The sequence below is a fragment of the Acinetobacter sp. YH12227 genome (assembly GCF_013417785.1).
Lineage (GTDB): Bacteria > Pseudomonadota > Gammaproteobacteria > Pseudomonadales > Moraxellaceae > Acinetobacter > Acinetobacter gandensis.
Map to the genome: position 1 here is coordinate 1 of NZ_VPDH01000132.1, position 4037 is coordinate 4037.

The 4037-nt window shown below is 40.2% G+C and carries 5 protein-coding genes and 1 pseudogene; 4 read left to right on the forward strand and 2 right to left on the reverse strand.

Annotated features, from left to right (window positions below; all coding sequences use genetic code 11):
• Positions 1-254: 254 nt before the first annotated feature.
• From FTV09_RS17115 to FTV09_RS17130, 4 genes are all read left to right on the forward strand, one after another.
• The gene (locus FTV09_RS17115) at positions 255-2243 is read left to right on the forward strand and encodes an ATP-dependent helicase (RefSeq protein ID WP_180058960.1); all 1989 of its coding nucleotides are present in this window, start codon (positions 255-257) and stop codon (positions 2241-2243) included.
• 85 nt (positions 2244-2328) lie between these two features.
• Positions 2329-2583 (forward strand): RNA-binding protein, encoded by a 255-nt coding sequence (locus FTV09_RS17120; RefSeq protein WP_180058961.1) that lies wholly within the window; start codon positions 2329-2331, stop codon positions 2581-2583.
• Positions 2584-2706: 123 nt separating this feature from the next.
• Positions 2707-3210, forward strand: a complete 504-nt coding sequence (locus tag FTV09_RS17125; RefSeq protein WP_067763778.1) for a DUF6586 family protein — start codon at positions 2707-2709, stop codon at positions 3208-3210.
• A gap of 104 nt (positions 3211-3314) precedes the next feature.
• Complete coding sequence (locus FTV09_RS17130) at positions 3315-3593, forward strand: hypothetical protein (RefSeq protein ID WP_067763775.1); 279 nt, start codon at positions 3315-3317, stop codon at positions 3591-3593.
• 69 nt (positions 3594-3662) lie between these two features.
• Here the strand turns inward: FTV09_RS17130 and FTV09_RS17135 are convergent, their stop codons facing one another.
• Both FTV09_RS17135 and FTV09_RS17140 read right to left on the reverse strand, forming a co-directional pair.
• On the reverse strand, positions 3663-3890 hold the full coding sequence (locus FTV09_RS17135) for a hypothetical protein (RefSeq protein WP_067763772.1): 228 nt from the start codon (positions 3888-3890) through the stop codon (positions 3663-3665).
• Between the two features lie 51 nt (positions 3891-3941).
• A pseudogene (locus tag FTV09_RS17140) lies at positions 3942-4037 on the reverse strand (IS1 family transposase); the annotation flags it as partial.

A 4037-nucleotide genomic window follows, 5' to 3' on the forward strand; every position in this document is an offset into this window, starting at 1 on the left:
GCCATTTTTCTTTATACTGTCACTGAGGCAGGTTGGACATTTGATTTCTAGAGTTATTCGCATTTCTCTATTTTATCAAAATTCAACCTGCTTTGTTTCAGCATACTTTTTGAAACACCACCAAAATTTTAAATGAATAGTCATGTTTAAAATGATGTGTTTCCACGTCAAGTTGAGTCACTTTGCAGTCGTCTACGCTGTGAATTTAGGGCAGCTCTGTTAAACTACCAATTCACATAGCACGATGAGACACCATGAGTTTAGCCAACCTGATTGATGAATTAAATCCTCAACAAAAACAAGCCGCAACAACAGAAGCACAGCATAGCTTGGTTTTGGCAGGAGCAGGTTGTGGTAAAACCAAAACCATCGTGGCGCGTGCTGCCTTTTTAATTGATCAAGGCGTGCCTGCCAATCAAATTCAAATTTTGACTTTTACCCGCCGTGCGGCCAGTGAAATTGTGGCGCGTGTTGAACTTGCGCTTGGTGAGCAGGCCAAAGGTTTAAGAGCATCGACTTTTCATACCTTTTGTATGTACCTATTACGCCGCATTCCCAAAGCCTTTGGTCTAGAACAGTTTTCGATTATTGATCGTGATGATCAACTCATGATGTTCCGCCTGATTCGTGGCCGTGATGATAAGAAAAACCCCAATCACTTGCCCAAGCCGAAAGAACTTTGTGATCTGTATTCCTTTGCGCGGAATACACGTCAGAAACTCAGCATTGCCATGGAAAAGCAAATGCCCGAGTACTTTGCGTTGAAAGATCAAATCGCGGATATCATGAAAGAATACGAAGCCCGTAAACGTGCGCGTAGTTTTCTCGATTATGACGATATCTTGGCGATTGTGGCGAAAGCCTTAGCTGAGTCAGATGGTTTGGTGGATTATGTGGCTTCGATTTGTCGCCACATGTTGGTCGATGAAATGCAGGATACCAATCCACTGCAATGGGCATTACTTGAGCCATTAAAGGAACGTGTCAGTTTGTTCTGTGTTGGCGATGATGCACAGTCCATTTACGGTTTCCGTGGTGCAGATTTTGAAAATATTCATCATTTCAAAGAGCGTGTACCCGACGCACAGATTTTCAAACTCGAAAAAAATTATCGTTCAACCCAAGAAATTTTAGACCTGTCCAATTGGTTGCTAGATGAAAGCGAAATCAAATACGACAAAAGACTCGATGCTTATCGAGGGGAGGGTGTGAAGCCGAAAATGCACATTTTCCCAAATGAATTTGATGAAGCCAAATGGATTGCCATTGATATTAAAGAGCGACACTACCTTGAAGGTAGTAAATGGTCAGATCACATGGTCTTAGTGCGCTCTAGTTTTGCTGCACGACATATTGAAGCAGCGTGTATCGCTGCGAATGTGCCATATCGTTTTATTGGTGGTATGAAACTACTAGAAACCGCACATGTAAAAGACTTACTGAGTGTACTGCGTGTGGTGGCGAATCCATTAGATGATATTGCATGGATGCGTTTTTTAACCTTGTGGAATGGTGTGGGTGATGTCGGAGCGAGCAAACTGTCACAGCAAATATTACTTGATCCCGAAACGCAGGCGATTAGTGAAAAGCTAGAAAAATTTGGCAAAGTCCCAGATCAAGCCATTTTGATGATGAAGCAAATGTCGGTGTTGAAAGATCAGGTCAAAGAATGTGTAAGCTTGGCTGTTCAAGCGATTTCTGATCAATTGGCAGAAAACTATAAAAAAGATTGGAACCGCCGTCAGGGTGATTTTGATTTGGTTAAGCAACTGGCATCAAAGCATACACAGCTCAGTGAGTTTCTGGAAGAGTATGTGCTCGATCCTGTGTCTATTTCTGAAATTGAACGGCAATCAGATAGTGATGTGGTCACTTTGATTACCATTCACTCTGCTAAAGGGACAGAACAAAAGGTTTGCTATGTGGCAAATGTGACGCCGGGGCAATATCCACATGCGCGCGCGCAAGGTAATTTTGATGAAGTCGAAGAAGAGCGTCGTGTGTTATACGTGGCCCTCACACGTGCGCAGAATGAATTGATTCTGACCAAGCAAAACTTAAATCATTGGGCACGTGAAACTGTAGATGAGCAAGGGCGGAAAGTAGAAAGTTATTTCTTAAATGATTTAACCCGAAATTTATGTAGCTTAGAAACCCATTATAAAACCCGTCAACAAACGGTAAAAAGTGCGTTAATCGAAAGAAAATCGATTAATTTAGATTTTGGCATCGATCTCGATTAAAATAGATCTTTGTCGTGATTTACACGCAAGTTAAAAAGCAAAATAGACCATGCTTTTTGATGATGCTGTCTATTTGGAAAATTTAATGAATATTTTAGTACGTAACTTAGAGCGTTCAATTACTGAGGCTGAATTGGTTGAACTGTTTAAACCATTTGGTACTGTAAATTCTGCTGTAGTTGTTATGGATGCAGGCACAAATAAGTCTAAAGGTTTTGGCTTTGTAGATATGCCGAATGGCCGTGAAGCGATCAAAGCGATCAAAGGTCTGAATACCTTAAAAGTGAAAGGTATGGGCATTCGCGTTAAGGCTGCTGAAGATAAGCCTGAAGCAAAATAAAAAAAGGGAGCAAGTCGCTCCTTTTTTTATGCGTAAAAATTGATGATTTTGATTGTGAAAATGGCATATGCCATTTAAGTTATATAAGCCAAAATTTTTTTAAATACTAAGGAATATTTCCTCATGTCTCGTGTTGCTCGCTTTCATGCCGATCGTACCAATCAAAAACTCTATTTTGCGCGTTTATCGTGTCAACAGGCAGAGCAGACCGATCATGTTCAACAAGCACAAGCACATCGAGAGGCTGCTGTATTTCATCTGCATGGCGCAGTTTTAGCCTTCTTACAAGAACTGGTTCGTTACTATCGTTTAAATGATCTAGCACCAACCTTGAAGTCCATTGAGAACCTGATGGCGGATAAGGGACAGGTTTCACCTGAAGTCACTGTCATGCAGCAATTGGCTAAGCAGGGCTTTATTGCTGAATTAAAACGTGCCTATCGTTTTTGTCAGTATGCACCAGAGCCGACAGCGCCTGAACCAGAAGATGAGACTTCATCTAATTTGATTATCAAAGTGACTCAAACACCACAGGCTTGGTTACCAGATACAGCAATTTTGCGTGAATGGCATCGTGATCTGACACAGCTGATTGATGGCTTTCGTAATGAAATGGTGGAGTTTTAATCTGACCATTGACGCTTGAATTTATAAAATTCAACCCGATATAAGATGATCTAGGTAATGCAAAGCGCTCATGCCTTTGTCACCATGTGGTACATGGAGGATGTATGTCGATAGAACAATTGAAAGAGTTATTTGGAAATCAGGAAGCGATTCTTGAATTGGTCCAATTAGAAGGTGGTGAGCTGGCATTACGTAATGCAGGCTCTGAAAGTGAACCTTTGGTAACTATTCAGTTTAATGAAGAATTACGCTCGATTTTGGGTGAGCAAATGAATGTGATCGCCCAGCAAATGATTCAGGCCGCGCTTTATGGCTTGCTGGAAAAGCAAGTTGATGAATGGCATGCTGAAGTGGTGGATGAAAAGCCTAAATATATGAGCTGAATGTATATAAAGAAACGCACCCATCGGTGCGTTTTTTATTGTTTATTTAACCCTAAGTAAGTCATGGATTTAAGTCGGTGAAATCGTCATTGAACCTAAAAATACGATAAAAATACCGATCAGCTGTAAGAAGAATGGATTTTTTGCATCAGACCAATACAGGATAAGAAATACAATTGATATTGGATAAAAGAGTAAACAGCCTATTCCCCATAAAATACTTGTTCTAAATGCGGCAATTAAAAATCCAATGGCACCGATAAAAATAATGGCAAAGCCTAAATACATCAGGAACATCTTATTTACTCAATTTGATTTTTTGGTGGTGTTTCAAAAAGTATGCTGACATTAAATGAAGCCATTATTGATGTAAAAAAAGGTTAAGTCGAAAGCTTTAAAATGGTTTTCAATCTTTTTTGAAAAATTACAACTCCTTCTAAAACC